The organism is Aurantimonas manganoxydans SI85-9A1, assembly GCF_000153465.1.
GTDB classification, from domain to species: Bacteria; Pseudomonadota; Alphaproteobacteria; order Rhizobiales; family Rhizobiaceae; genus Aurantimonas; species Aurantimonas manganoxydans.
The window spans coordinates 1,329,619-1,354,194 of sequence record NZ_CH672387.1 but is presented as its reverse complement, the minus strand read 5'-3'; the positions used below and the strand labels follow the sequence as shown (position 1 = coordinate 1,354,194).

The 24,576-nt window shown below is 67.2% G+C and carries 26 protein-coding genes; 23 read left to right on the top strand and 3 right to left on the bottom strand.

Annotated features, from left to right (window positions below; all coding sequences use genetic code 11):
• Positions 1-2: 2 nt before the first annotated feature.
• From livM to SI859A1_RS06340, 5 genes are all read left to right on the top strand, one after another.
• A complete protein-coding gene (gene livM / locus SI859A1_RS06360; RefSeq protein ID WP_009209005.1) occupies positions 3-1,463 on the top strand; it encodes a high-affinity branched-chain amino acid ABC transporter permease LivM in 1,461 nt (486 codons plus the stop codon).
• A complete protein-coding gene (locus SI859A1_RS06355) occupies positions 1,463-2,440 on the top strand; it encodes an ABC transporter ATP-binding protein (protein ID WP_009209004.1) in 978 nt (325 codons plus the stop codon). The genes livM and SI859A1_RS06355 overlap by 1 nt, the downstream gene beginning before the upstream one ends.
• Complete coding sequence (locus tag SI859A1_RS06350; protein ID WP_009209003.1) at positions 2,437-3,186, top strand: ABC transporter ATP-binding protein; 750 nt, start codon at positions 2,437-2,439, stop codon at positions 3,184-3,186. Before SI859A1_RS06355 ends, SI859A1_RS06350 begins: the two co-directional genes overlap by 4 nt.
• Positions 3,186-3,539 (top strand): DUF6867 family protein, encoded by a 354-nt coding sequence (locus tag SI859A1_RS06345; RefSeq protein ID WP_040325455.1) that lies wholly within the window; start codon positions 3,186-3,188, stop codon positions 3,537-3,539. Before SI859A1_RS06350 ends, SI859A1_RS06345 begins: the two co-directional genes overlap by 1 nt.
• Positions 3,540-3,683: 144 nt before the next feature.
• Entirely contained in the window at positions 3,684-4,796 is a 1,113-nt protein-coding gene (locus tag SI859A1_RS06340) for a branched-chain amino acid ABC transporter substrate-binding protein (RefSeq protein WP_009209002.1), read from the top strand.
• Positions 4,797-4,963: 167 nt separating this feature from the next.
• Here the strand turns inward: SI859A1_RS06340 and SI859A1_RS06335 are convergent, their stop codons facing one another.
• Complete coding sequence (locus tag SI859A1_RS06335; protein ID WP_009209001.1) at positions 4,964-5,746, bottom strand: enoyl-CoA hydratase; 783 nt, start codon at positions 5,744-5,746, stop codon at positions 4,964-4,966.
• Positions 5,747-5,845: 99 nt separating this feature from the next.
• On the bottom strand, positions 5,846-6,625 hold the full coding sequence (locus tag SI859A1_RS06330) for an SDR family NAD(P)-dependent oxidoreductase (RefSeq protein ID WP_050767458.1): 780 nt from the start codon (positions 6,623-6,625) through the stop codon (positions 5,846-5,848).
• Between the two features lie 183 nt (positions 6,626-6,808).
• Between SI859A1_RS06330 and SI859A1_RS06325 the strand changes: the two genes are divergently transcribed.
• From SI859A1_RS06325 to SI859A1_RS06240, 18 genes are all read left to right on the top strand, one after another.
• Positions 6,809-7,666, top strand: coding sequence for a D-amino-acid transaminase (locus SI859A1_RS06325; protein ID WP_009208999.1), 858 nt, complete (start codon positions 6,809-6,811; stop codon positions 7,664-7,666).
• A 140-nt stretch (positions 7,667-7,806) separates the two neighbouring features.
• Entirely contained in the window at positions 7,807-8,595 is a 789-nt protein-coding gene (locus SI859A1_RS06320) for a DeoR/GlpR family DNA-binding transcription regulator (protein WP_009208998.1), read from the top strand.
• Positions 8,596-8,689: 94 nt separating this feature from the next.
• Positions 8,690-10,189, top strand: coding sequence for a glycerol-3-phosphate dehydrogenase (gene glpD / locus SI859A1_RS06315; protein WP_040325453.1), 1,500 nt, complete (start codon positions 8,690-8,692; stop codon positions 10,187-10,189).
• Positions 10,190-10,213: 24 nt separating this feature from the next.
• Positions 10,214-11,296, top strand: coding sequence for an ABC transporter ATP-binding protein (locus SI859A1_RS06310; protein WP_009208996.1), 1,083 nt, complete (start codon positions 10,214-10,216; stop codon positions 11,294-11,296).
• Between the two features lie 10 nt (positions 11,297-11,306).
• The gene (locus SI859A1_RS06305; protein WP_009208995.1) at positions 11,307-12,389 is read left to right on the top strand and encodes an ABC transporter ATP-binding protein; all 1,083 of its coding nucleotides are present in this window, start codon (positions 11,307-11,309) and stop codon (positions 12,387-12,389) included.
• Between the two features lie 10 nt (positions 12,390-12,399).
• Entirely contained in the window at positions 12,400-13,290 is an 891-nt protein-coding gene (locus tag SI859A1_RS06300) for a carbohydrate ABC transporter permease (protein WP_009208994.1), read from the top strand.
• Positions 13,283-14,197, top strand: a complete 915-nt coding sequence (locus SI859A1_RS06295) for a carbohydrate ABC transporter permease (RefSeq protein ID WP_009208993.1) — start codon at positions 13,283-13,285, stop codon at positions 14,195-14,197. Before SI859A1_RS06300 ends, SI859A1_RS06295 begins: the two co-directional genes overlap by 8 nt.
• A 40-nt stretch (positions 14,198-14,237) precedes the next feature.
• Entirely contained in the window at positions 14,238-14,522 is a 285-nt protein-coding gene (locus SI859A1_RS06290; protein WP_040325451.1) for a DUF2160 domain-containing protein, read from the top strand.
• Positions 14,523-14,614: 92 nt separating this feature from the next.
• Positions 14,615-16,354, top strand: a complete 1,740-nt coding sequence (locus SI859A1_RS06285; protein ID WP_009208992.1) for an ABC transporter substrate-binding protein — start codon at positions 14,615-14,617, stop codon at positions 16,352-16,354.
• Positions 16,355-16,436: 82 nt separating this feature from the next.
• Positions 16,437-17,921, top strand: a complete 1,485-nt coding sequence (gene glpK / locus SI859A1_RS06280) for a glycerol kinase GlpK (protein ID WP_009208991.1) — start codon at positions 16,437-16,439, stop codon at positions 17,919-17,921.
• A gap of 77 nt (positions 17,922-17,998) precedes the next feature.
• Complete coding sequence (locus SI859A1_RS06275; RefSeq protein ID WP_040325449.1) at positions 17,999-18,274, top strand: type II toxin-antitoxin system VapB family antitoxin; 276 nt, start codon at positions 17,999-18,001, stop codon at positions 18,272-18,274.
• A complete protein-coding gene (locus SI859A1_RS06270) occupies positions 18,274-18,669 on the top strand; it encodes a type II toxin-antitoxin system VapC family toxin (protein WP_040325447.1) in 396 nt (131 codons plus the stop codon). The genes SI859A1_RS06275 and SI859A1_RS06270 overlap by 1 nt, the downstream gene beginning before the upstream one ends.
• A gap of 133 nt (positions 18,670-18,802) precedes the next feature.
• A complete protein-coding gene (locus SI859A1_RS06265) occupies positions 18,803-19,369 on the top strand; it encodes a biotin transporter BioY (RefSeq protein ID WP_009208989.1) in 567 nt (188 codons plus the stop codon).
• 25 nt (positions 19,370-19,394) lie between these two features.
• Positions 19,395-20,069, top strand: a complete 675-nt coding sequence (locus tag SI859A1_RS06260) for an energy-coupling factor ABC transporter ATP-binding protein (protein ID WP_009208988.1) — start codon at positions 19,395-19,397, stop codon at positions 20,067-20,069.
• On the top strand, positions 20,066-20,656 hold the full coding sequence (locus SI859A1_RS06255; protein ID WP_009208987.1) for an energy-coupling factor transporter transmembrane component T family protein: 591 nt from the start codon (positions 20,066-20,068) through the stop codon (positions 20,654-20,656). The genes SI859A1_RS06260 and SI859A1_RS06255 overlap by 4 nt, the downstream gene beginning before the upstream one ends.
• A gap of 95 nt (positions 20,657-20,751) precedes the next feature.
• Positions 20,752-21,750 carry an ABC transporter substrate-binding protein gene (locus tag SI859A1_RS06250; RefSeq protein ID WP_244400927.1) on the top strand — a complete coding sequence of 333 codons (999 nt, stop codon included), beginning with the start codon at positions 20,752-20,754 and terminating at the stop codon, positions 21,748-21,750.
• Positions 21,740-22,537, top strand: a complete 798-nt coding sequence (locus tag SI859A1_RS06245; RefSeq protein WP_081451341.1) for an ABC transporter permease — start codon at positions 21,740-21,742, stop codon at positions 22,535-22,537. Before SI859A1_RS06250 ends, SI859A1_RS06245 begins: the two co-directional genes overlap by 11 nt.
• Entirely contained in the window at positions 22,506-23,243 is a 738-nt protein-coding gene (locus SI859A1_RS06240; protein WP_009208984.1) for an ABC transporter ATP-binding protein, read from the top strand. The genes SI859A1_RS06245 and SI859A1_RS06240 overlap by 32 nt, the downstream gene beginning before the upstream one ends.
• A 22-nt stretch (positions 23,244-23,265) precedes the next feature.
• Here the strand turns inward: SI859A1_RS06240 and SI859A1_RS06235 are convergent, their stop codons facing one another.
• Positions 23,266-24,549 carry a bifunctional cytochrome b/YceI family protein gene (locus SI859A1_RS06235; protein WP_009208983.1) on the bottom strand — a complete coding sequence of 428 codons (1,284 nt, stop codon included), beginning with the start codon at positions 24,547-24,549 and terminating at the stop codon, positions 23,266-23,268.
• Positions 24,550-24,576 lie beyond the last annotated feature (27 nt).

Sequence of the window (24,576 nt, the reverse complement as noted above, 5' to 3'; positions counted from 1 at the left end):
CGATGGCCAGCACGACATCAGCCACCGCGGCGAACCGCCCCGAGGGCGCGGAGATCCTGTCGGAAGAGCGGCGCGACGCGGCACGGGGCGAGCCGCCCTTCACCGAAGCGCCGTCCGGCGACAGCCGCCTCGTTGCCTCCCTGAAGGAGGCCGGCATCACCGCGGCGATCATCGCGGTCATCACCCTGTTCTTCCTGGCCTTCCGATCCGACATCGCATCGGGCGGCCTGTCCCTGACGCTGCGGCCGGAGCTCTGGCTGGTCTGGGTGGCGATCGCCTTCGGCGTCCGCTTCCTCCTGTCCTACTTCGTCTTCCGCTCCGAACAGCCGATCACCGGCTTTCTGAAGAAGACCTTCGCACCCACCGCCCGCGGCCTGCCGATCGGCAAGGTCGTCGGCATCCTGCTCCTGCTGGTCGCACTGACGCTGCCCTATCTCCTGGCGACGCTGGTTCCCAGCCAGAACCGCTATCTCCTCGACCTGGCGATCCTGATCCTCACCTATGTGATGCTCGGCTGGGGACTGAACATCGTCGTCGGCCTCGCCGGCCTGCTGGATCTCGGCTACGTCGCCTTCTACGCGGTCGGTGCCTATTCCTTCGCGCTGCTGTCGACGAATTTCGGTCTCGGCTTCTGGGTCTGCCTGCCCATGGCCGGCCTGTTCGCGGCGATGTGGGGCGTCATGCTGGGCTTCCCGGTGCTGCGCCTGCGCGGTGACTATCTGGCCATCGTCACCCTCGCCTTCGGCGAGATCATCCGCATCGTCCTGTTGAACTGGTACGAGTTCACCGGCGGCCCGAACGGCCTCCTGGGCATTCCCAAGCCGACGCTGTTCGGCCTGGAGTTCAACCGCGGCGACAATTCCTTCGCGGAGTATTTCAACCTCGAATACGACACCGTGCAGCGGTTCGTGTTCCTCTACTACATCATCCTGGCGCTCGCCCTGATCACCAACTTCGTCACCCTGCGGCTGCGCAAGCTGCCGGTGGGCCGGGCCTGGGAAGCGCTGCGCGAGGACGAGATCGCCTGTCGCTCGCTCGGCATCAACACCACCAACGTCAAGCTCACGGCCTTCGCCACGGGCGCGATGTTCGGCGGTTTCGCCGGCGCCTTCTTCGCCACCCGGCAGGGCTTCATCTCGCCGGAGAGCTTCACCTTCATCGAATCTGCGATCATCCTCGCCATCGTGGTGCTCGGCGGGCTGGGCTCGCAGCTCGGCGTGGTCATCGCCTCGGTGGTGATGATCGGCGGCATCGAACTCTTGCGGAACCTCACCATCCTGCAGGCGGTGTTCGGTTCGGACTTCGATCCGACCCAGTACCGCATGCTGATCTTCGGCCTCGCCATGGTGGCGATCATGGTGTGGAAGCCGCGCGGCCTGATCTCGTCGCGCTCCCCATCCGATGTCTACAAGGAGAAGAAGAAGATCGGCGCCGATCAGGTCTCCCAGGGCGAGGGTCACTAATGTCGAACACCTCTCACCGCTGGTCGCTCGACCCGGTTCTCACCGTCGAGCATCTGACGATGCGCTTCGGCGGCCTGACCGCAGTGGACGACCTCTCCTTCAATGTCGGGCGCGGCGACATCACCGCCCTGATCGGTCCGAACGGCGCCGGCAAGACCACGGTCTTCAACTGCGTCACCGGCTTCTACAAGCCGACCGAGGGCCGCATCGCCATGCGCCGGGGCCGCAATGTCCCGGACGCCAAGATCGCTGCCCTCACCCGCAGCGGCAACCAGTACGACCGCGACGACGAACATGCGGTGTTCCTGCTGGAACGGATGACCGACTTCCGGATCACCGAGGTCGCCGGCGTCGCCCGCACCTTCCAGAACATCCGCCTGTTTGGCGGCATGACGGTGCTGGAGAACCTCCTGGTCGCACAGCACAACAAGCTGATGCGCGCCTCGGGCATGACCATCGGCGGCCTGTTCGGCCTGCCCGGCTACCGACGCGCCGCCGCCGAAGCCAAGCGCAAGGCGATCGAATGGCTGGGGCACACCCGCCTTCTCGACCGCGCCGACGACCCGGCGTCCGACCTGCCCTACGGCGCCCAGCGCCGGCTGGAGATCGCCCGGGCCATGTGCACCGATCCGGCGCTGCTGTGCCTCGACGAGCCGGCCGCCGGCCTCAACCCGCGGGAATCGGCCGAGCTGAACACGCTCTTGCGCTACATCCGCGACGAGCATGACGTCTCGGTGCTGCTGATCGAGCACGACATGGGCGTGGTGATGGAAATTTCCGACCACATCATCGTGCTCGACTACGGCAAGAAGATCTCCGACGGTTCGGCCGCCGAGGTGCGCGACGATCCCAAGGTCATCGCCGCCTATCTCGGCGTCGACGACGAGGAGGTGGAGCAGGTCGAGCAGGATCTCGGCGTCAAGAAGGCCGGCGCGTCGACGCACGCCGCCGACGGCAGGCAGGGAGACATGGCATGAGCGCGGTCGCGCCGACGCCCGCGGGGGAGCCGATGCTGGCGGTCCGCGGCGTGCATACCTTCTACGGCAAGATCCAGGCGCTGCGGGGCGTCGACGTCGACGTCTTCGCCGGCGAGATCGTCACCATGATCGGCGCCAACGGGGCCGGCAAGTCGACCCTGATGATGACCATCTGCGGCAATCCGCAGGCCCGCGAGGGGCAGATCCTCTATCGCGGCGAGGACATCACCCACATGCCGACCCACGACATCATGTCCCGGTCGATCGCCCAGTCGCCGGAAGGACGCCGCGTCTTCGGCCGGATGACCGTGATGGAGAACCTCCAGATGGGGGCCATCATGGAGGACGAGAAATATTTCGACGACGATCTGCGCAAGGTCTTCGAGCTGTTCCCGCGCCTCAAGGAACGGCGCGGCCAGCGCGGCGGCACCCTGTCGGGCGGTGAGCAGCAGATGCTGGCCATCGGTCGCGCCCTGATGAGCCGGCCCAAGCTTCTGCTTCTGGACGAGCCGTCCCTCGGCCTTGCCCCGCTGATCGTCAAGCAGATCTTCGACGTCATCCGCGAGTTGAACGCCAATGAGGGGCTCACCGTGTTCCTCGTCGAGCAGAACGCCTTCCACGCCCTGCGCCTCGCCCATCGCGGCTACGTCATGGTCAACGGCACCGTCACCATGTCGGGCACAGGCAAGGAGCTTCTGGCCCGCGAGGAAGTGCGCAGCGCCTATCTGGAAGGGGGAGCCCACTGATGGAATCCGAAATGGGCCTGCTCTGGGAAGTCGCCCTGCCCGAATTCCTGCTCGTCACCGTCGTTCTTGGCGGCGGCGGTGCCTGGATGATCGGCCGCTCCACCGCGCTGACGTGGAACGGCTGGGGTCTGATGACCTTCTACGTGCTGTTGCTGACGGCTGCTGTCCGTTTCATTCACTTCAGTCTGTTCGGCGGCTCGTTCTTTCTGCCGCCGGCGACATTCGGCACCGCGTTGTACTATGGCATGATCGACTTCGTCGTATTGTTGGGCATTGCCGCCGCTGGCCGCAGCTATGTCCGCAGCCGTCAGATGTCTCGGCAGTACGGTATATTGCACGGTAACCATCGCTGACTCTGCCGCATTAATGAGCGCCGGCGAAAAACTGTGCCGGGGCTATTCCAACGGCAGCGAATCCGGTCTTAAATCCCCCTCGGTAGAGGACGGTCAACACCGCCTCGTGGCCCACCGGCCGCCAGAATCAACAGGAAGGTTCCCATGAAGAAAGCACTCCTAGCCGGCGCAGCGCTCAACCTGGTATTCGCTGGCGCAGCGTTCGCCGACATCACGATCGGCGTCGCCGGCCCCATGACCGGCCAGTACGCCAGCTTCGGTGAGCAGTTGCGCACGGGCGCCGAGCAGGCTGTCGCCGACATCAACGCCGCCGGCGGCGTGAATGGCGAGATGCTCAAGCTTTCGGTCGGCGACGATGCCTGCGATCCGAAGCAGGCCGTGGCCGTGGCCAACCAGTTCGCCTCGCAGGGCGTGCCGTTCGTGGCCGGCCATTTCTGCTCGGGCTCCTCGATCCCGGCCAGCCAGGTCTATGCCGACGAGCAGATCGTCCAGATCTCCCCGGCCTCGACCAACCCGGACTTCACCGACAAGCGCCCGGGCGACGGCGTGTTCCGCGTCTGCGGTCGTGACGACCAGCAGGGCGAAGTCGCCGGCAAGTACATCTCGGACAATTTCCCGGATGCCAACGTCGCGATCATCAACGACAAGACCGCCTACGGTAAGGGCCTCGCCGACCAGACCCAGAAGTTCTACGAGGAAGCGTCCGGCAAGAAGCCGGCCCTCGTCGAGGCCTACACGGCCGGCGAAAAGGACTACACCGCCCTCGTCACCAAGATGAAGGAAGCCGGCATCAACCTGCTCTACATCGGCGGCTATCACACCGAAGCCGGCCTGATGGCGCGCCAGATGCGCGAGCAGGGCATGGACACCGTGCTGATGTCGGGTGACGCGCTCGTCGCCGAGGAATACTGGGCGATCACCGGCGACGCCGGCCAGGGCACGCTCATGACCTTCTCGCCGGATCCGCGCAAGAACGAGGCCGCAGCACCGGTCGTCGCCGAGCTCGAAAAGGCCGGCAAGACCGCCGAGGGCTACGTGCTCTACACCTACGCGGCGATTCAGGCCTGGGCCGATGCGGTCAACAAGGCCGGCTCGACCGACTTCGACCCGGTCGTGGCCGCCCTCAATGACGGCGACTACACCACGGTCATCGGCGACCTGTCCTTCGACGACAAGGGCGACGTTACGCTGCCCGGCTACGTCGTCTACGAGTGGAAGGACGGCAAGTACGACTACGTCGACGGCGCCGCCCAGTAAGCATCAGGGACGCGGCACACGCCGCATCCCGGCATGACGAAGGCCCCGGTGCATTGCGCCGGGGCCTTTTTCGTTGCGGCGGCGCGGGGCTTGGCCTGCCGATAGCGCCCTGCCGTCCCTGCACCTGCCGGCCATGCGCCTGGGCATGGCCAGCCGGCATTCCGCCGTCAGTCCTGCCCGTGCTTGAACACGGCGGCGCGCTTCTCGCGGAAGGCGGACATGCCCTCTTTCTGGTCGGAGCCGGAAAACAGCGCGTGGAAGGTGCGGCGCTCATGCAGCAGCCCCTCGCGCAGGCCCACCTCGAACGACCGGTTGGTGGCTTCCTTGGCGGTGATCGTCGCCGGCTTGGAGAACTCCGCAATGGTGCGGGCGGCGGCCATTGCCTCGTCCATCAGCGAGGCCGCCGGCACCAGCCGCGACACGAGGCCCATCCGCTCGGCCTCCTCGGCCTCGACCATCCGGCCGGTGAGGATCATGTCCATCGCCTTGTACTTGCCGACCGCGCGGGTCAGGCGCTGCGAGCCGCCCATGCCCGGAATGACCCCGAGCTTGATCTCCGGCTGACCGAACTTTGCCGTGTCGGACGCGATGATCAGGTCGCACATCATCGCCAGTTCGCAGCCGCCGCCCAGCGCGAAGCCGGACACCGCCGCGACCATCGGCGTGCGCACCCGCTCCAGCATCTCCCAGTCGGAGAACCAGTCGGCGAGCATCATCTCCATGACCGTGCGGTCTTCCATCTCCTTGATGTCGGCGCCGGCGGCGAAGGCCTTTTCCGAACCGGTGATCAGGATCGCGCCGACACCGGGGTCGCGGTCGAGCTCGGCGGTCAGCCGGACGATCTCGCGCATGACCTCGGAATTCAGCGCATTCAGCGCCTTCGGCCGGTTCAGGGTGAGGATCGCGACGCGGCCCTCCCGGCTGGTGAGTACGACCTTGTCTTCGCCCATCTGTCCTCCTCTTGCGGGCCCTGCCCGCTCTCGGCTCTGCGATATGGGGCGACGGTCCGGGCTGCCGTCCTTGGCAACCCGGCCGCCGCGGTCGCGGTCCTATTTCGGGGCCATCCGGATGGCGCCGTCGAGGCGGATCGTCTCGCCGTTGAGCATCGCGTTCTCGGCGATGTGGACGACTAGCTTGGCGTATTCGTCGGCGGTTCCCAGGCGCGACGGGAATGGCACCGCGGCCGCCAGCGAGGCCTGCACCTCTTCCGGCATGCCGGCCAGCATCGGCGTCTCGAAGATGCCCGGCGCGATGGTCATCACCCGGATACCGGTCTGCGCCAGGTCGCGGGCCATCGGCAGCGTCATGCCGGCAATCGCCGCCTTGGAGGCCGAATAGGCGAGCTGGCCGATCTGGCCGTCGAAGGCGGCGACCGACGAGGTCGAGACGATCAGGCCGCGCTCGCCGTCGGCGTTGAGCGGGTCGCCCTCGGACATCAGCTGCGCCACCTGCGACGCCATGTTGAAGGAGCCGATCAGATTGACCGCGATCACCTTCTGGAACAGCGCCGGATCATGCGCCGCGCCCCGCGAGATCGTCTTGCGGCCCGCCACGATGCCCGCGCAATTGACCAGAATGCGCGGCGTGCCGATCGCCTCGACGGCCAGCCCCAGTGCCTGCCGGACCGATTCGGAATCGGACACGTCACAGCGCACGAAGACGCCGTCGATCTCGTCCGCGACCGCCTGCCCGGCCTCCTCGTTGAGGTCCAGCACCGCGACCTTGGCCCCCTTGGCGGCCAGTGCGCGGGCCGTGCCGCGCCCGAGACCCGAGCCTGCGCCTGTCACGATCGCCGGTGTCGTCGTTCCGATATCCAAGCATTCCTCCATGCGTTGCGGGACGAGGCCGCTCAGATGCGGCGCCTCGCCTCTTGGGATGTGATCTATTGCCGTAGCCCCGCGCGTTCCGCGGCGAAAGCCGGAAATGTCGCCGGCGCGCGATCTTTCCCGCTTGGCTTCCACCCGGCCGCGCCACGTCGTATGCACGGCAGCGATCTGTCACAGGAGTCCGGCATGTCCCGTACCGTTTACGTCAATGGCGCCTACGTCCCCGAGGAAGAGGCGACGATCTCGGTCTTCGACCGCGGCTTCCTGTTCGCCGACGGCGTCTACGAGGTCACCACTGTCCTGTCTGGCAAGCTGATCGATTTCGGCCCGCACATGAAGCGGCTGGCGCGCTCGCTCGGCGAACTCGACATGCCCTCGCCGGCCAGCGAGGAGGAATTGCTGACGATCCACCGTGGGTTGGTCACCCGCAACGGCCTCAACGAGGGCCTGATCTACATGCAGGTGACCCGCGGCGCCGCCGATCGCGACTTCATGTTCCCGCCGAAGGACACCGCGCCGTCCCTCGTCCTGTTCACACAGGCCATGGTTCTGCGCGACAAGCCGGCGGCGCGCACCGGCATCCGCATTGCCTCGGTGCCCGACCTGCGCTGGGCCCGCCGCGACATCAAGACGGTGCAGCTGCTCTACCCGTCCATGGCCAAGATGGAGGCCAAGTCGAGGGGCGCCGACGACGCCTGGCTGGTCGAGGACGGCATCGTCACCGAAGGCTCGTCCAACAACGCCCATATCGTGACCGCCGACGGCACGCTGATCACCCGCGATCTGTCGCATTCGATCCTGCACGGCATCACCCGCGCCGCGGTGCTGAAGCTGGCGGCCGACGACGGCGTCAAGGTCGAGGAGCGCAGCTTCACCCTCGAAGAGGCGAAGAACGCCAGCGAGGCCTTCGTCACTTCCGCCTCCACATTCGTCATGCCGGTGGTCGAGATCGACGGCCAGCCCGTCGGCACCGGTACGCCCGGCCCGATCGCCAGGCGCCTGCGCGAGATCTATCTCGCCGAGGCCGACCGCTCCGCCATCTGACGGCCTCGGGACGCGGGCCGCTCGGCACGTCGCCGGTCGGTGCCGCGACCGCCAGCGACGCCGATGATCAGCTTCGCTTTCGTTTCTTGCGCTTCGGTTTCGTTTTGCCCATGATCGCTCCGTCACGGGAGGAGTGAACCATGCTGTCGGACCGGCAGACGCAGATACTCGAAAGTGCCAAGCGCAGCGGCCGCGTCTCGGTGGAGGAACTGGCGGCACGCTACGACGTGTCGGTCCAGACCATCCGCAAGGACCTGAACGACCTTTGCGATCAGCGGCTTCTCGCCCGCGTCCATGGCGGCGCGGTGCTGTCCTCCGGGGTCGAGAATGTCGGCTATGACGCCCGCCGCACCATCGCGGCGGACGAGAAGGGCGCGATCGGCCGGGCGGTTGCCGATCTCGTGCCGGACCGCGCCTCGCTCTTCGTCAATATCGGCACCACGACCGAGGCCGTCGCCCGCGCCCTGCTGCGCCATGCCGGGCTGATGGTCATCACCAACAACATCAACGTCGCCACCGTCATGCGGCCCTATCCGGAGATCGAGGTGGTGATCGCCGGCGGCGTCGTGCGTCGCTCCGACGGCGGCATCGTCGGCGAGGCGGCGGTGGATTTCATCCGCCAGTTCCGGGTCGATTTCGCCGTCATCGGCGTGTCGGCCATCGATCCCGACGGCTCGCTCCTGGATTTCGACTACCGCGAGGTGCGCGTCGCCCAGGCGATCATCTCCAATGCGCGCCACGTCATCCTGGCGGCAGATTCGTCCAAGTTCGAGCGCAGCGCCCCGGTGCGGATCGGCCATCTCGACCAGGTCCACACCTTCGTCACCGACGTCGCGCCCGACGGAATCCGCCAGATCTGCCAGGAGCGCGAGGTCCGTCTGATCGAGGCCGGCCGGCGCGATCCGGCCAAGGCCGACGCCGCCGCGTAGTTTTCGTTTGACGTTCGGTTTGGTTTCGTAATAGCCTCCTGATATTCGCAATCGCAACCTCGAATGTTGCGGTGCGAAGCCTGGGGAGGCTCTTCTGGATTACGACGTTTTCATCATCGGTGGTGGAATCAACGGCTGCGGCATCGCCCGCGACGCCGTCGGCCGCGGCTACCGGGTCGGGCTCGCCGAGATGAACGATCTCGCCTCCGGCACGTCCTCCTGGTCGACCAAGCTGGTGCATGGCGGCCTGCGCTATCTCGAACATTACGAATTCAGTCTCGTGCGCCACGCCCTGATGGAGCGCGAGGTGCTGTGGAGCATCGCGCCGCACATCATCCGGCCGCTGCGCTTCGTCCTGCCCCATCACGACGGCCTGCGCCCGGCCTGGCTCCTGCGCCTCGGCCTGTTCCTCTACGACCATATCGGCGGCCGGCGGAAGCTGAAGGCGACGACCACCGTCGATCTCGACGGGCCGCTGGGCGCGCCGCTGAAGGACGATTTCCAGAAGGGCTTCGAATATTCCGACGCCCGCGTCGACGACGCCCGCCTCGTGGTCCTCAACGCCCGCGATGCGGCGGCGCGCGGCGCCGACATCATGGTCCGCACCAAGGTGACCGAGGCGCGGCGCGACAAGGACGGCTGGGTCATCGCCCTCCACGATCAGGAGACCGGCGCGGTCCGCTCCGTCACCGCGCGTTTCCTGGTCAATGTCGGCGGCCCGTGGGTCGACGCCATCATCCAGAACGCCATGGGCCGCAACGGCGCCAACCACATCCGCCTCGTCCAGGGCTCGCACATCGTCACGCGCAAGCTCTACGACCACGACCGCGCCTACATCTTCCAGAACGCCGACGGGCGGATCATCTTCACCATCCCCTACGAGGACGACTTCACCCTGGTCGGCACCACCGACCAGGATTACGAGGGCGACCCGTCGCAGGTGACGATCAGCCAAAGCGAGATCGACTATCTCCTGTCGGCCGCCAGCGAGTATTTCGCCAAACCGGTCGTCGCCGAGGACATCGTCTGGACCTATTCCGGCGTGCGCCCGCTCTTCGACGACGGCGCCTCCAAGGCGCAGGAAGCCACCCGCGACTACGTCCTGAAGGTCGAGGGCGACAATGGCGAAGCGCCGGTCCTCAACTGCTTCGGCGGCAAGATCACCACCTACCGCGTCCTGTCGGAAGAAGTACTCGGCAAGATCGCCCATCATCTCGGCGCCAAGGGCAGGAGCTGGACCGGCGACGAGCCGCTGCCGGGCGGCGACTTCGCCGTCGACGGGGTCGGCGCGCTGGAGACGGCGCTGCGCCAGGCGGCGCCCGAGCTCGACGCGGCGACGATCCACCGGCTCGTCCGCTCCTACGGCACCGACGCGGCGACATTCGCCAGGACCGGTGCACTCGGCCGGGATTTCGGGCACGGTCTCTACCAGGCCGAGATCGACTGGCTGATCGCGGAGGAATGGGCCCGCACGGCAGAGGATATCCTGTGGCGCCGCACCAAGCTCGGCCTGCGCTTCAGGGCCGACGAGACGGATGCACTGGCGCAATATGTGACGCAGCGACAGAATGAACGGAGGACGGCCGCCGAATAGAACCGGCGCGTCTGGGAGGACACATTGCTCGAATTGCAGAACGTCAGCCGCAGCGTCGGCGGCGAAAAGCACATCATAGACGTCTCGCTGACCCTCGACCGCGGCTCGCTCAACGTGCTGCTCGGGCCGACGCTGGCCGGCAAGACCAGCCTGATGCGGCTGATGGCCGGCCTCGACGCGCCGACGTCGGGCCGCGTCGTCATGGACGGCAAGGACGTGACCGGCGTGCCCGTGCGCAAGCGCAACGTGGCGATGGTCTACCAGCAGTTCATCAACTACCCGACCCTGACGGTCTACGAGAACATCGCCTCGCCGATGCGCATCGCCGGCAAGTCGGCGGCAGAGATCGAGGCCGCCGTCCAGAAGGCCGCGGCGCTGATGAAGCTGACGCCCTTCCTCGACCGCACGCCGCTCAACCTGTCCGGCGGCCAGCAGCAGCGCACGGCGCTCGCCCGCGCCCTCGTCAAGAATGCCGAACTGGTGCTGCTCGACGAACCGCTGGCCAATCTCGACTACAAGCTCCGCGAGGAACTGCGCGAGGAACTGCCGAAGATCTTTGCCGAGACCGGCGCGATCTTCGTCTACGCCACCACCGAGCCCCACGAGGCCCTGCTTCTGGGCGGGCGCACCGCCACCCTGTCGAAGGGCCGCGTTACCCAGTTCGGCGAGACGCCGGACGTCTATCGCCAGCCCCATGATCTCCTGACCGCGCGCACCTTCTCCGATCCGCCGCTCAACGTCATGGCCTTCACCAAGGCCGGCGGCCGCTTCACCTCGTCCAACGGCGTCGTCTTCGAGGCCGCGCCGAGCCAGGCCGGCCTGCCCGACGGTCGTTATCTCGGCGGCATCCGGCCCCATCACCTCACCGTCGAGACCGGCGACACCACGGGGACCGTCTTTCCCGCAATGATCAGCCTGACCGAGGTCACCGGCTCGGAGACCTACATCCACGCCGAGGTCGGCGAGGACCGGATCATCGCCCTCGTCCACGGCGTGCGCCGCCACGAGACCGGCGAGACCATCCGCCTGTCCTTCGATCCCGCCAGCCTTCTCGTCTTCGACGAAGCGGGCAACGCCGTCGCGGCGCCCGCCCGACACGCGGCCTGAGGAGAACGCCATGGCCCGCATCCGCCTCGACCATATCCGCCACGCCTATTCGCCGGCCCTCGCCGCGGCCGACATCTACGCCCTGCGCGAGGTGCACCACACCTTCGACGACGGCGGCGCCTATGCGCTGCTCGGCCCGTCGGGCTGCGGCAAGACCACCCTGCTCAACATCATCTCCGGCCTGCTGACCCCGTCCGAGGGCAGCGTCCTGTTCGGCGACGACGACGTGACCATGCTGACGCCCGAGGCGCGCAACATCGCCCAGGTGTTCCAGTTCCCGGTCATCTACGACACCATGACCGTACGCGAGAACCTCGCCTTCCCGCTGAAGAACCGGAAGGTGCCGGCCGCCGCGATCAGGACCCGCGTCGAGGACATGATCGGTCGCATCGGGCTCGAGGCCAAGGCCGACCGCAAGGCGCGCGGCCTGACCGCCGACGAGAAGCAGAAGATCTCGCTCGGCCGCGGCCTGGTGCGCTCCGACGTCAACGCCATCCTCTTCGACGAGCCGCTGACCGTCATCGACCCGCACATGAAGTGGCAGCTGCGTTCGGAACTGAAGCAGCTCCACCGCGAATTCGCGATGACCATGGTCTACGTCACCCACGACCAGACCGAGGCGCTCACCTTCGCCGACAAGGTCGTCGTCATGTACGAGGGCGAGGTCGTCCAGATCGGCACGCCCGAGGAACTGTTCGAGCGGCCCCAGCACACCTTCGTCGGCTATTTCATCGGCTCGCCGGGCATGAACGTCCTGCCCTGCCGGATCGACGGCAGCGACGCGATGGTCTCCGACATGCGCATCGCCCTGCCCGGCGGTCGCGCGGCTTACGCCGTGGGGGCGAAGACCGAACTCGGCATCCGGCCGGAATTCGTCACCATCGTCGACCGCGGCGACGGCGACGCCGTGCCGGTGACCATCGACAAGGTCGAGGACGTGGGATCGGAGCGCATCGTGCGGGCCCGGCTCGGGGAGCATCCGCTCAGCGCCATCGTGCGCGAAGGCGTCGCGATCCCCACCGACGCGGCCATGCGCTTCGCGCCCGACGCGCTCAATCTCTATGCCGATTCCCGGCTGGTCGGACGGGTCTAGGAGAACGCACATGGACAAGACCTGGAACAACAAAGCCTGGTTCATGGTCATGCCGGTGCTGGTGCTGGTCGCCTTCTCCGCCGTGATCCCGCTGATGACCGTGGTCAATTACGCGGTGCAGGACACATTCGGGAACAACCAGTTCTTCTGGTACGGCACCGACTGGTTCGAGGAGGTGCTGACCTCGGCGCGCTTCCACGACGCCCTGATCCGCAACCTCGCCTTCTCGGCCATCATCCTGGCCATCGAGGTGCCGCTCGGCATCCTCGTGGCGCTGGCCATGCCCCGCAAGGGCATCTGGGTGCCGGTCTGCCTCGTCCTGATGGCGCTGCCGCTGCTGATCCCGTGGAACGTCGTCGGCACCATCTGGCAGGTCTTCGCGCGGACCGACATCGGCCTGTTCGGCTACACGCTCGCCTCGCTCGGCCTCGACTACAATTACGTGCAGGACCCGTTCGACGCCTGGGTCACGGTCATCATCATGGATGTCTGGCACTGGACGAGCCTCGTCGTCCTGCTGTGCTACGCCGGCCTCGTCTCGATCCCTGACGCCTATTACCAGGCCGCCAAGATCGACGGCGCCTCGCGCTGGGCGGTGTTCCGCTTCATCCAGCTGCCCAAGATGGGCCGCGTGCTGCTGATCGCCGTGCTGCTGCGGTTCATGGATTCATTCATGATCTACACCGAGCCCTTCGTCGTCACCGGCGGCGGACCGGGCAACGCCACGACCTTCCTGTCCATCGACCTGGTGAAGCTGGCGCTGGGCCAGTTCAACCTCGGCGAGGCGGCGGCGATGAGCCTGATCTACTTCCTGATCATCCTGGCGCTGTCCTGGGTCTTCTACACCATCATGACCAATGTCGGCACCGAGCGCCCGATGAAGGGAGGCGACAATGACTGACACCACGGCAAACCGCGACGTCGTCGAGGCACCGGGCGCCGGCGCCATGCCGCCCACCGGCCGGTCCGGCGAGGCCATCGCCCGGCGCAGCCGCAAGGCATCCGGCGGCTTCCGCTGGAAGGCGCTGATCCCGATCCTCTACATCGTCTTCCTGCTGCTGCCGATCTACTGGCTCGTCAATATGAGCTTCAAGACCAATCAGGAGATCCTGAGCGGGCTGACTCTGCTCCCGGAAAACCCGACCCTGCGCAATTACACGGTCATCCTGACCGACCCGTCCTGGTACAACGGCTACATCAACTCGATCATCTATGTCGTTCTGAACATGGTGATCTCGGTCTCGGTGGCGCTGCCGGCGGCCTACGCCTTCTCGCGCTTCCGCTTCCTGGGCGACAAGCACCTGTTCTTCTGGCTGCTGACCAACCGCATGGCGCCGCCGGCGGTGTTCGCCCTGCCCTTCTTCCAGCTCTATTCGGCCTTCGGCCTGATCGACACGCATATCGCCGTGGCGCTCGCCCACTGCCTGTTCAACGTGCCCCTGGCGGTGTGGATCCTGGAAGGCTTCATGTCGGGCGTGCCGAAGGAGATCGACGAGACCGCCTATATCGACGGCTATTCCTTCCCGCGCTTCTTCTTCAAGATCTTCACCCCGCTGATCGCCAGCGGCATCGGGGTCGCCGCCTTCTTCTGCTTCATGTTCTCCTGGGTCGAGCTGCTGATCGCCCGCACCCTGACGGTGACCGACGCCAAGCCGATCTCGGCGATCATGACGCGTACGGTCTCCGCCTCCGGCCTCGACTGGGGCGTGCTCGCCGCGGCCGGCGCCCTGACCATCATTCCCGGCGCGATCGTGATCTGGTTCGTGCGCAACTACATCGCCAAGGGCTTCGCCCTGGGGAGGGTGTGATGCGCATCACCGCACCGACAGCCAAGACGGAGGCCCGCCGATGATCGACCTCAGCTGGATGGCCTGGACCTGGCCGACCGCCACCTTCTTCATCGCGATCTTCGCCATCATCGCCCTGATGGGCGTCTGGGAGAAGGTGTCGCCCGGTGGCAATCCCCGCGTCGGCATCCTGCGCTTCGAGACCACCCGCGGCGACCGGCTGTTCGTCTCGCTGCTCGGCTCGGCCTTCATCTGCCTCGGCTGGCTGTGGGGCGTCGACCTGCCGCTCTGGTACGCCCTCGGCCTGTGCGCCGTCTTCTTCGTTCTGGTTTTCCGGCTCGTCTGACGGGCCGGAACCGGGCCACACCGCGTCGTCGCCGGTCGACGCGGACATGCCCATCGCTCGCACCGGCACACACTGGGAGGACATTCGACATGATGAAACGATATCTGATGGGAACGGCCGCCACGATGGCGATCGCCCTGGCCGCAGGTCCGGCCATGGCCGACATGGAGGCGGCCAAGAAGTTCCTCGACGCCGAGATCGGCGATCTCTCGACCCTGTCCCGGGAGGAGCAGGAGAAGGAGCTGCAGTGGTTCGTCGACGCCGCCGAGCCGTATCAGGGCATGGAGATCAAGGTCGTCTCTGAGACCATCACCACCCATGAATACGAGTCCAAGGTGCTGGCCCCGGCCTTCACCGCCATCACCGGCATCAAGGTCAGCCACGACCTGATCGGCGAGGGCGACGTCGTCGAGAAGCTGCAGACGCAGATGCAGTCGGGCGAGAACATCTACGACGCCTACATCAACGATTCCGACCTGATCGGCACCCATTGGCGCTACCAGCAGGTGCGCAACCTGACCGACTGGATGGAAGGCGAAGGCAAGGAGGTCACCAATCCGGGCCTCGACCTCGACGACTATATCGGCACGTCCTTCACCACCGCGCCGGACGGCAAGCTCTACCAGCTTCCCGACCAGCAGTTCGCCAACCTCTACTGGTTCCGCTACGATTGGTTCAACGACGAGAAGAACAAGGCCGACTTCCAGGAGAAGTACGGCTACGAGCTCGGCGTGCCGGTCAACTGGTCGGCCTATGAGGACATCGCCGAATTCTTCACCGGTCGCGAGATCGACGGGAAGAAGGTCTATGGCCACATGGACTACGGCAAGAAGGACCCGTCGCTCGGCTGGCGCTTCACCGACGCCTGGCTGTCCATGGCCGGCAATGGCGACAAGGGCATCCCGAACGGCGTGCCGGTCGACGAATGGGGCATCCGCGTCAATGAGCAGAGCCAGCCGACCGGCTCCTGCGTCGCGCGCGGCGGCGACACCAACGGCCCGGCCTCGGTCTACGCCATCGAGAAGTATCTCGACTGGCTGAAGGCCTACGCCCCGCCGGAGGCCCAAGGCATGACCTTCTCCGAGTCCGGTCCGGTCCCGGCCCAGGGTGCCATTGCCCAGCAGATCTTCTGGTATACCGCCTTCACCGCCGATGCGGTCAAGGAAGGCCTGCCGGTGGTCAACGAGGACGGTACGCCGAAATGGCGCATGGCCCCCTCGCCGCACGGCGTCTACTGGGTCGACGGCATGAAGCTCGGCTACCAGGACGTGGGCTCGTGGACCCTGATGAAGTCGACCCCGGTCGACCGCGCCCAGGCCGCCTGGCTCTACGCCCAGTTCGTCGGCTCCAAGACCGTTGACGTGAAGAAGGCCCATGAGGGACTGACCTTCGTGCGCGAATCCACCATCCGCGACGAGAGCTTCACCGAGCGGGCTCCCGAACTCGGCGGTCTCGTCGAGTTCTACCGCTCGCCGGCCCGCAAGCAGTGGTCGCCGACCGGCACCAACGTGCCGGACTACCCGAAGCTGGCACAGCTCTGGTGGCAGGCGATCGGCGACGCGTCCTCGGGCGCCAAGTCGGCCCAGGAAGCGATGGACTCCCTCTGCGCCGAGCAGGAAAAGGTGATGGAGCGCATCGAGCGCGCCGGCATCCAGGGCGACATCGGTCCCAAGCTCAACGAAGAGCAGGACATGGAGTACTGGGTGGAGCAGGCCAAGGCTAACGGCACGCTGGCGCCTCAGCCCAAGAAGGAAGACGAGAAGGAACAGCCGATCACCGTCAATTACGACGAGCTGGTGAAGAGCTGGGCCGACGCCAACGCGTCCAAGTAACCGTCTGACATCTGAGAAACGAAGGCCGGGGTCAGCCCCGGCCTTCTGCCATCGTGAACACCAGCATCCAGAAGGGGACGGCATGTCCGGATACGTTCTCGCCATCGACCAGGGCACGACGTCGACCCGTGCGATCGTCTTCGACGATGGCTTCCATATCCGCGGCCTCGGCCAGCAGGAATTCCCGCAGCATTTCCCTCATTCGGGCTGGGTCGAGCACGATCCCGAGGATATCTGGTCCTCGACGCTCGCCACCATCCGCACGGCGCTCGCCGACGCCTCGCTGTCGGCCTCCGACATTGCCACCATCGGCATCACTAACCAGCGCGAGACCACGCTGATCTGGGATCGCGACACCGGCAAGCCGATCCACAACGCCATCGTCTGGCAGGACCGCCGCACGGCCGAATTCTGCCGCAAGCTGGTCGCCGACGGCCACGAGCCGGAGATCACCCGCAAGACCGGGCTTTTGATCGACCCCTATTTCGCCGGCACCAAGATCGCCTGGCTGCTCGACAATGTGGACGGCGCCAGAACCCGGGCCGAGGCCGGCAAGCTCGCCTTCGGCACCGTCGACAGCTTTCTCCTGTGGCGCCTGACCGGCGGCCGGGTCCATGCCAGCGACGCCACCAATGCCTGCCGCACCATGCTCTTCGACATCGAGGCGCATGATTGGGACGACGACCTCCTGCGGCTCCTCAGGGTGCCGCGCTCGCTGCTGCCCGAGGTCAAGGATTGCGACGCCGCCTTCGGCACCACCGATCCCGGCCTCTTCGGCGCCGCGATCCCGATTTGCGGCATGGCCGGCGACCAGCATGCCGCGACCCTCGGTCAGGCCTGCTTTCAGCCGGGCATGCTGAAATCGACCTACGGCACCGGCTGCTTCGCGGTCCTCAATACCGGCGACACCAGGGTGCCCTCCTCCAACCGGCTCCTGACGACGATCGCCTATCGGCTGGCCGGCCGCACGACCTTCGGCCTCGAGGGCTCGATCTTCGTGGCCGGCGCCGCTGTGCAATGGCTGCGCGACGGCCTCGGCCTCGTCGAGCGGGCCGACCGCACCGGCCCGATGGCCGGGGCCGCCGACGACGCCCAGGAGGTCTACATGGTGCCGGCCTTCACCGGCCTCGGCGCGCCCTGGTGGGACGCGGAGGCGCGCGGCGCGATCTACGGCCTGACCCGCAAGACCGGCCCCAACGAACTCGCCCGCGCCGCCCTCGAATCCGTCTGCTTCCAGACCGCGGACCTGCTGTCGGCGATGAAGAAGGACTGGACCGGCGCCTCCGACACCATCCTGCGCGTCGACGGCGGTATGGTCGCCTCCGACTGGACCATGCAGCGCCTCGCCGACATTCTCGACGCCCCCGTCGACCGTCCGGTCGTCCTGGAGACCACGGCCCTCGGCGCCGCGTGGGTCGCCGGACAAAAGGCCGGCGTGTGGCCCGACATGGCCGGCTTTGCCGAACGCTGGAACCTCGAACGCCGCTTCGAGCCGCGCATGGATGCCGTCACCCGCGGCCGCAAGCTCGCCGGCTGGGCCGACGCGGTAAAGCGGACCCTGAGCTGAGGCGTTCGGCGCGCCGCTGGACACGCGGATATCCCGATATTAGATTACAGGATATCCTCGCGGATCGGAGCACGACCATGGCGCTCTACGTGAAAGACCCGGAAGTCGGCGAACTCGCCGAAAAGCTCGCCGCGCTGACCCAGACGACGAAGACCGAAGCCGTCCGGCGCGCCCTCGCCGCCGCACTTGAACGCCACAAGCCGGAACCGGGTCCCGGTTCGGATACGGAGCATGTGACGCCCGGAGCACGGCGGATCCTCGATCAGGCCGCCGCATTGCGCGAGAAATATCCATCTGGAGGTCACGGGCTGCCCGTCACCCAGGAATGGATCGACAGTCTCTACGAAGACTGATGTTCATCGATGCCTCGGCAATCTGCGCGATTCTGGCGGGCGAAGCCGATGCCGTGCAACTGAGTGCGCGCATGGATCGGCACAACCGCCGCCTGACGTCCGCTTTGGCCATCTGGGAAGCATCGGTCGCGTTGTCGCGTATCCGCGGCGTCGATCCACAGATTGCCCGGCGGATGGTCGACGAATTCCTCGGCGATCAGTCGGTCCGGATCGTCGCAATCGAGCCGGGAACCGCCGCGATTGCCATCGACGCCTATGCCCGCTACGGCAAGGGCCGGCATCCGGCGGCGCTGAATTTCGGCGATTGCTTCGCCTATGCCTGCGCCCGCCATTTCGACGTGCCGCTGCTCTACAAGGGCAACGACTTCGCGCGGACCGACATCGGCGCCGCCTGAGCGCCCGTCCGCCGTGCAGCCAGGCAATGCGATGCGCCTCACCCGTTGACCTTTGCCCCGCGATCCGGTCTGTCGTCAGCCGAAACGGCGCCACACCCGGCTGCCACTCACAACATCCCGCAAGAGATTCGCCATGGCCACCAAGGACATCGTCTATATCGCCCTGTTCGCCGCCCTGATGGCGGTGCTGGGCGTGTTTCCGCCCCTGATGATCCCGGCGCTCGGCATTCCGATCACCGCCCAGTCCATGGGCCCGATGCTGATGGGCGGCATTCTCGGCGCCCGGCGCGGCACCCTGTCGATGCTGCTCTTCCTCGCCCTTGTCGCGGTTGGCCTGCCGCTGCTGTCCGGCGGCCGCGGCGGGCTTGCGCCCTTCGTCGGACCGTGGTCGGGCTTCATCTATGGCTGGCTCGCCGCAACCTTCGTCATCGGCTGGCTGACCGAGCGGTTCTGGAACCGCCTGTCCTTCCCGCTCGCCTTCGTCATCGCGGTCATCGGGGGCATCGGCATCATCTATCTGGTCGGCATTCCCTGGTATGCGGCGATGTCGGGCATGGGCCTTGTCGAAGCCTTCGTCGGCTCGGCTGTCGCCTTCATTCCGGGCGACCTGGTCAAGGCCGGCGTCGCCGCTGCGGTGATCATCGCCGTGCGCCGCGCCTATCCGCTGATCGCGCCCCGGGCCTCCGCCCGCTCGGCCTGACCGGCAACATGCGGATGGCCGCCTCGTGATCGCCCTGACCGGCGTCGCCGCCGAACGCGGCGGCCGCCGCGTCCTGTCGGATCTGGACCTGACCCTCACCGAACGCCGGATCGCCATCGTCGGCGCCAATGGTTCCGGCAAGAGCACCTTCGCCCGCCTGCTCAACGGGCTGGTCGTGCCCAGCGAAGGCAGCGTCACCGTCGACGGCTTCGACACGAAGTCGAGCGGCAAGGAGGTGCGCCGGCTGGTCGGCTTCGTCTTCCAGAACCCGGACAACCAGATCGTCTATCCGACCGTTGCCGAGGATATCGGCTTCGGCCTGAAGGGGCGCGGGCTGGACAAGCCGGCGATCGCCGCGCGGGTCGCCGCGACGCTCGACCGCTTCGGCCTGACCGGCATGGACGACCGCCTCGCCCATGAACTGTCCGGCGGCGAACGCCAGATGCTGGCGCTGGCCGGCGTCATGGCGACGGCGCCGCGCTGGCTGGTCATGGACGAGCCGACGACGCTGCTCGACCTGCGCAACACCCGCCGTGTCATGGACGCGGTCGCGGCGCTGGATCAGCATGTCGTCTTCGTCACCCACGATCTCGACCTGATCGCCGGCTTCGACCGGGTCCTCGTCTTCGAGGCCGGCTGCCTCGTCGCCGACGCGGCGCCGGCCGAGGCGGTGGCCGCCTACCGGGCCATCGCAGGATGATCGCCGGGCTTTACCGGCCCGGGACCAGTCCGGTCCATCGCGCCCGCGCCGGCGACAAGCTCGCGGCGCTGCTCGGCCTCGGCACGCTGCTCTTCGCCATCGCCGATCCCCGGCTTGCGGCCGTTGCTCTCGTCGTCACGATGGCCGCCCACGGCCTGGCGCGCATTCCGGCCCGCGTTGCCTTTGCCCAGATCCGCCCGGCCCTGTGGATCCTCGGCATTCTCTTCGCGGTCCAGCTCTGGCTGGTCGGCCTCGACGCCGCCCTTTTGCTGGTCCTGCGCTTCGCGACGCTGATCCTCGCCGCCTCGCTCGTCACCCTGACCACCCGCACCGCCGACCTCGTGGCGGTCATCGAATGGGCGCTGTCGCCACTGGCGAGGCTGGGCGTCGATGTGGCCAAGGTCGGGCTCGCCATTTCGCTCGCCATCCGCTTCATCCCCGCCGTCGCGGCGATCGTCGAGGAGGTCCGCGAGGCCCAGCGCGCCCGTGGCCAGGACCGCAGCATGATCGCGCTGGCGGTGCCGGTGATCATTCGTCTCCTGAAGATGGCCGACGAGATCGCCGAGGCGATCGACGCCCGCTCCTGACGGGAGAAATTCCCGTTATGCGATAGGGCGTGACGGGCCGCATCCGGACGCGCTAGATGAAGCGGGGCACGCGAAGGATCATGGGAGGATCGTTCATGCGATGGATTCGGGCGACGCTCTGCGCCGCACTGGCTCTGGCGCTGTGGACCGGTTTCGCGGCAGCCGAGAACGACGCGGCGCATGCACCGGTTCGGATCGGCGTTCTGAAATACGGCACCGTCAACTGGGAACTCGATGCCATGAAGCGCGCCGGGCTCGACGCCGCCAACGGCGTCGATGTCGAGATCGTGGCCTTCGCCGGCGAGGACGCCTCGACCGTGGCGCTGCAGGCCGGCTCGGTCGACATGATCGTCTCCGACTGGCTGTGGGTGTCGCGCCAACGGGCGACCGGCGCCGACTTCACCTTCGTGCCCTACTCCACCTCGGTCGGTTCGCTGATGATGCCCGGCGACAGCGTCATCACCGATCTGGGCGACCTGACCGGCAAGACCATCGGCGTCGCCGGCGGACCGCTGGACAAGAACTGGCTGCTGATTCAGGCGCTCGCGAAAAAGGACCACGGCACCGATCTCGCGGCCGAGAACGACATCGCCTATGGCGCGCCGCCGCTCCTGGCCGAAAAGGCCCGCACCGGCGAGCTCGATGCCGTCCTCAATTACTGGCACTACGCCGCCCGGCTGGAGGCGCAGGGCTTCCGCACGCTGATCTCCGGCACCGACGCGGCGATCGCCATGGGCACCGCCGGTCCGGTCGCGTCGATCGGCTGGGTGTTCAGCGAGGCCTTTGCGAAGGACCATCAGAGGGCCGTCGAGGGCTTCGTTGCCGCCGACAAGGCAACCAAGCAATTGCTGGCGACCTCCGACGACGCCTGGGACGCGCTCAAGCCGCTGATGAAGGCCGAGGACGACGCGACCTTCCGGATCCTGCGCGATCGCTACCGCGAGGGCATCCCGGGCCGCAGCGGCGCCGACGAGGCCGTCGACACCGCCAGGCTCTACGAGGTCCTGGCCGAGATCGGCGGATCGAAGCTGGTCGGGCCATCGGACACGCTCGTGGAGGGCACCTACTGGACCGGCGACGGGAATGGCTCCTGACGCAACCACCGGCGGTCGCGGCAAGCCCTCGGCCGGCATCGCCCCGGCGCTGGTGACGACGCTGTCGCTCCTCGGGCTTCTGGCCGCCTGGTGGATCGCAGCGGTCATCGCCGACAGCCGCGTCCTGCCGACGCCGCCCGCGGTCTTCGACGCCTTCTGGCGCGATGCCGTCACCGGCGAGCTCTTCTACCATCTCGCCATGACGCTGATGCGCGTCGCCGCGGCCTTCGCCATCGCCATGATCATCGGCTCGGCCATCGGCGTCGGCCTCGGCATGGACGCCCGCGCCGATCGCTTCTTCGATCCGTGGCTGATCCTGTTCCTCAACATCCCGGCGCTGGTGGTAATCGCCCTCGCCTATATCTGGTTCGGGCTGAACGAGGCCGCGGCGGTCGGGGCGATCGCGATCAACAAGATCCCCAATGTCGTCGTCACCATGCGCGAGGGCGCCCGCTCGCTGGATCGCGGCCTTTCGGAGATGGCCTCGGTCTACCGCTTCGGACGCTGGCGGACCCTGCGCGACGTGGTGCTGCCGCAGCTCCAGCCCTATTTCGCCGCGGCCTCCCGCTCCGGGATCGCGCTGATCTGGAAGATCGCCCTGGTCGTCGAGCTTCTCGGCCGTTCCAATGGCGTCGGCTTCCAGATCCACCTCTATTTCCAGCTCTTCGATGTCGCGGCGATCCTCGCCTACACCCTGGCCTTCGTCGCCATCATGCTCCTGATCGAGTTCCTGCTTGTCCAACCCCTCGAAGCCCATGCCACCCGCTGGCGCGCCCGGCCCGCTTGACGTCGCCATCCGCGACAAGGTGTTCACGACGATCGACGGCGTCCGGCTGGCCGCGATCGACGCGGTCGCCTTCACCGCACCGCCGGGCAGCTTCACGACGCTGATCGGCCCCTCCGGCTGCGGCAAGACGACGACGCTGCGGGTCATCCTCGGGCTCGACCGCGATTATACGGGTCATGTGCGCCTGCCCACCGCCGACGGTCGCATCGCCGCCGTGTTCCAGGAACCGCGTCTGCTGCCCTGGCGCACGGTCGAACAGAACGTCCGCCTTGCGCTGCCCGAAGCGCTGGCGGGGGCCGATCTCGACGCCCTGTTCGAGACGTTGGGCCTTGCCGCCATGCGCGGCCGCTATCCCGGCGAACTCTCGCTGGGACTTGCCCGCCGGGCGGCGCTGGCCCGCGCCTTCGCCACCGAGCCGGCGCTGCTGCTGCTCGACGAGCCCTTCGTCTCGCTCGACGAGGCGACGGCCAACCGGCTGCGCGCCCTGCTCGTGGAGGTGTGGTCGGCCCGCCCGACGACGGCGCTGATGGTCACCCACAATCTGCGCGAGGCGGTGGAACTCTCCGACCGCATCATCTTCCTGACCGAGCGGCCGGCACGGGTCCGGGGCATTTACGACATCGACACGCCGCGATCCGAGCGCGATGCCGTCTGGCGCGACGCGGCGATCCGGGCGATCGACGCCCGCTTTCCGGGCGTTCTCTAAGGCCGCAAAGGGCGCCACACGCCTAGCTGCCGGCGGCCGCCGCTCCGGCCGGAACGGCGACCAACTCGAAGCGGATCGTCACGGCCTTGTCCAGATACTGCCCGGTCGGATCGTTGGCGACGCCGAGATCGAAGGCCGTCCGGTCGACCGTCGCGCTCCCGGTCACATGCGCCGTGCCGTTATTGTTTCGCTCGAAGCGGAAGTGGACCGTCACCGGCAGGCTCTTTTCCTTGATCGTCAGCGTGCCGCCCGCTTCATAGCCAGCTTCCACCGCGCGGAAGTCGCCGAGTTGCAGCGTCACGGTCGGGTGCGTCGCGCTGGCAAAACCGTCCGCGCCCTGCACCTGCGGCGCAACGAAACTGTTGTCGACGGCGATTGACGCCGCATCGATGGCGATGCTGGCCTCGGCCAGATCCAGCGCCTCCGGGGAAAAGCGCACATCCGCCTGCCACGTGCCGATGGTGCCGGTCAGCGTCTTGCCCGAAAACTGCGTCTCGAAGCCGAGCTGGCTTTGCGCCGGATCGACGATCCAGTCGCCGCCGGCTGGGCCGGCGTCGGGCGCTACCATCGCGCGGTCGGCGCGCGTCGCCTCTGCCGCGACGAGAGCGTCGGACTGGCCGGCCACAAGCCCGCCGCCGAGCGCCGACAGCACGACGGCCAGCGCGATCGGGATTGCGATCAGCCGGGTCTGCGGTCGCGCCATGCCGTGATGCGGCAGCATGCGCGAGAAGGATGGGACCGCGTCGACCAGCGAATGCTTCAGCGCCCCGGCCACATGCAGGACCAGAAGCCCGAGAAACGACAGCGCCAGCCATTTGTGCGCAAAGCCGAGAACATCCTCGAGCGCGGCGGCGTCCATGCTGGGGAGAAGCGCGGCCACCGGCAGATGCGGCCATTCGAGGCTGTCGATGAGGAAGAGATAGGTCGGGATGCCGGCCGCAGCCGCCGAGACCAGCAGCCAGCCCGACAGAGGCACGAACAGCATCAGGGCGTAGAAGGCCAGATGGACCAGGCCGGACGCCGCCCGTTCGGCGCGCGAGGTGGTCGGCGCCAGCGCCGGCGGCGGGTTCACCAGTCGCCAGGCGATCCGCGCCAGCGTCAGGCAGAGCACCAGGATGCCGATGGTCTTGTGCCACTGGAAGAGCGCGAAGCGCAGCGCGTCCGGCATGGCGTCGAGATGCACCATGGCAAGGCCGACGGCGAGCTGGAACAGGATCGCCAGGGCGATCGTCCAATGCAGCAGGATCGCACCGCTGGTGTAGCGCGTATAGGCCGCAGACCAGCCGGCTGTCGGGGACACGCTCATCTGACGCTCCGTGGCGGGAAATGGGGA

What these genes read in the sequence shown, in the direction of transcription:
- livM (WP_009209005.1), top strand. Translation starts at nt 3, where the DNA reads ATGGCCAGCACGACATCAGCCACCGCGGCGAACCGCCCCGAGGGCGCG.
- SI859A1_RS06355 (WP_009209004.1), top strand. Translation starts at nt 1,463, where the DNA reads ATGTCGAACACCTCTCACCGCTGGTCGCTCGACCCGGTTCTCACCGTC.
- SI859A1_RS06350 (WP_009209003.1), top strand. Translation starts at nt 2,437, where the DNA reads ATGAGCGCGGTCGCGCCGACGCCCGCGGGGGAGCCGATGCTGGCGGTC.
- SI859A1_RS06345 (WP_040325455.1), top strand. Translation starts at nt 3,186, where the DNA reads ATGGAATCCGAAATGGGCCTGCTCTGGGAAGTCGCCCTGCCCGAATTC.
- SI859A1_RS06340 (WP_009209002.1), top strand. Translation starts at nt 3,684, where the DNA reads ATGAAGAAAGCACTCCTAGCCGGCGCAGCGCTCAACCTGGTATTCGCT.
- SI859A1_RS06335 (WP_009209001.1), bottom strand. Translation starts at nt 5,746, where the DNA reads ATGGGCGAAGACAAGGTCGTACTCACCAGCCGGGAGGGCCGCGTCGCG.
- SI859A1_RS06330 (WP_050767458.1), bottom strand. Translation starts at nt 6,625, where the DNA reads ATGGAGGAATGCTTGGATATCGGAACGACGACACCGGCGATCGTGACA.
- SI859A1_RS06325 (WP_009208999.1), top strand. Translation starts at nt 6,809, where the DNA reads ATGTCCCGTACCGTTTACGTCAATGGCGCCTACGTCCCCGAGGAAGAG.
- SI859A1_RS06320 (WP_009208998.1), top strand. Translation starts at nt 7,807, where the DNA reads ATGCTGTCGGACCGGCAGACGCAGATACTCGAAAGTGCCAAGCGCAGC.
- SI859A1_RS06305 (WP_009208995.1), top strand. Translation starts at nt 11,307, where the DNA reads ATGGCCCGCATCCGCCTCGACCATATCCGCCACGCCTATTCGCCGGCC.
- SI859A1_RS06300 (WP_009208994.1), top strand. Translation starts at nt 12,400, where the DNA reads ATGGACAAGACCTGGAACAACAAAGCCTGGTTCATGGTCATGCCGGTG.
- SI859A1_RS06295 (WP_009208993.1), top strand. Translation starts at nt 13,283, where the DNA reads ATGACTGACACCACGGCAAACCGCGACGTCGTCGAGGCACCGGGCGCC.
- SI859A1_RS06290 (WP_040325451.1), top strand. Translation starts at nt 14,238, where the DNA reads ATGATCGACCTCAGCTGGATGGCCTGGACCTGGCCGACCGCCACCTTC.
- SI859A1_RS06285 (WP_009208992.1), top strand. Translation starts at nt 14,615, where the DNA reads ATGAAACGATATCTGATGGGAACGGCCGCCACGATGGCGATCGCCCTG.
- glpK (WP_009208991.1), top strand. Translation starts at nt 16,437, where the DNA reads ATGTCCGGATACGTTCTCGCCATCGACCAGGGCACGACGTCGACCCGT.
- SI859A1_RS06275 (WP_040325449.1), top strand. Translation starts at nt 17,999, where the DNA reads ATGGCGCTCTACGTGAAAGACCCGGAAGTCGGCGAACTCGCCGAAAAG.
- SI859A1_RS06270 (WP_040325447.1), top strand. Translation starts at nt 18,274, where the DNA reads ATGTTCATCGATGCCTCGGCAATCTGCGCGATTCTGGCGGGCGAAGCC.
- SI859A1_RS06265 (WP_009208989.1), top strand. Translation starts at nt 18,803, where the DNA reads ATGGCCACCAAGGACATCGTCTATATCGCCCTGTTCGCCGCCCTGATG.
- SI859A1_RS06255 (WP_009208987.1), top strand. Translation starts at nt 20,066, where the DNA reads ATGATCGCCGGGCTTTACCGGCCCGGGACCAGTCCGGTCCATCGCGCC.
- SI859A1_RS06250 (WP_244400927.1), top strand. Translation starts at nt 20,752, where the DNA reads ATGCGATGGATTCGGGCGACGCTCTGCGCCGCACTGGCTCTGGCGCTG.
- SI859A1_RS06245 (WP_081451341.1), top strand. Translation starts at nt 21,740, where the DNA reads ATGGCTCCTGACGCAACCACCGGCGGTCGCGGCAAGCCCTCGGCCGGC.
- SI859A1_RS06240 (WP_009208984.1), top strand. Translation starts at nt 22,506, where the DNA reads ATGCCACCCGCTGGCGCGCCCGGCCCGCTTGACGTCGCCATCCGCGAC.
- SI859A1_RS06235 (WP_009208983.1), bottom strand. Translation starts at nt 24,549, where the DNA reads ATGAGCGTGTCCCCGACAGCCGGCTGGTCTGCGGCCTATACGCGCTAC.